Origin of the sequence: Noviherbaspirillum pedocola (assembly GCF_016632335.1) — a bacterium.
In the GTDB taxonomy this organism is placed as follows: domain Bacteria; phylum Pseudomonadota; class Gammaproteobacteria; order Burkholderiales; family Burkholderiaceae_D; genus Noviherbaspirillum_A; species Noviherbaspirillum_A pedocola.
In genome coordinates, this window is sequence record NZ_JAEPBG010000079.1 from 1 (window position 1) to 1,143 (window position 1,143).

Consider the following 1,143-nt stretch of genomic DNA (forward strand, 5'->3'; position numbering starts at 1 on the left):
CTAAGCAGGTACGCAAAAGTCTTTTGAAATAGACTGTACTCATGGTCTTCATGGAGCGCGAGGAAGACACCATGAGAGAGTTGAAGCTGACGGCAAGCCAGCGGCGAAAGATCCGAACCAGGCTGCGACAAACCCATGATGTTCGGCTCTACCGGCGTTTGCTGGCTGTGTTGGAATTCGATCGCGGTACGTCAGTAAGCGAGATTGCAGAGTTACTTGGCGTGAGCAACCAGAGTGTCTACAACTGGCTTACGCGCTTCCAGCAAGCGGGCGATGAGTGCGAACTGAGCGATGCACCCCGGACAGGGCGCCCTTCTTGTACTGGGGAAGTGATTGAAGCGTTGCTGAGAACGCTGATGCTGCTTCCACCGGAGTGGTACGGCTACTATGCGACACACTGGACTGTTCCTCTATTGAGGAACCAGTTACGACAGAGCACCGGGAAGCAGTATTCAGCAGACACGATACGCCGCCGGCTGCATGAGTTGGGCTATGTGTGGAAGCGGCCGCGCTACGTCCTGGCGCCTGATCCGCAGCGAGAGAAAAAAACGCCAAATTCGTCGCATCCTATCTGGTTTGCCCCAGCGTAGCGTCGTGTTGGTCGAAGACGAGACAGATCTGCTGCTGTTTCCGCCGTTGCGGGCGATGTGGTCACCACGCGGCCAGCCAGCACGGGTGATGTTAAGCGGCTGGAATGCCCGCCGCGTGGTATTCGGCTGCATGAATCTGGCGACGGGCCATCGCCTGTTCCAAATCCGGCGGCATCAACGTGCGCAAGACTTCCAGGCGTTCTTGCATCAAGTGCATCGGCACTATCGCGGCTGGCAAGTGACGATCCTTTTGGATAGCGACAGAAGCCATACGGCGAACGAGTCGCGCGCTTTGGCGGGTCAACTGGGGATTCGGTTGCTTTGGCTACCAAAACGGGCTCCGGAGCTCAACCCGATGGACACCCTATGGGGACAAGGCAAAGATGCGATGAGCGCCAACAAGCAATACACGAACATCGATGAACAGGCTGACTCGTTCATCACGTATTTGCGCAGTCTATCGAATAAGGAAGCATTGCGGGCTTCCGGCGTACTATCCCCTCACTTTTGGTTGAAGCATGTCTTTTCAAAAGACTTTTGCGTACCTGCTTAG

2 protein-coding genes are annotated in these 1,143 nt (G+C 55.7%); both read left to right on the forward strand.

What is annotated here, in order from left to right; all coding sequences use genetic code 11:
* Positions 1–71 precede the first annotated feature (71 nt).
* Positions 72–590, forward strand: a complete 519-nt coding sequence (locus tag JJB74_RS32970) for a helix-turn-helix domain-containing protein (protein WP_200598772.1) — start codon at positions 72–74, stop codon at positions 588–590.
* 4 nt (positions 591–594) lie between these two features.
* Complete coding sequence (locus JJB74_RS32975) at positions 595–1,143, forward strand: transposase (RefSeq protein ID WP_200598773.1); 549 nt, start codon at positions 595–597, stop codon at positions 1,141–1,143.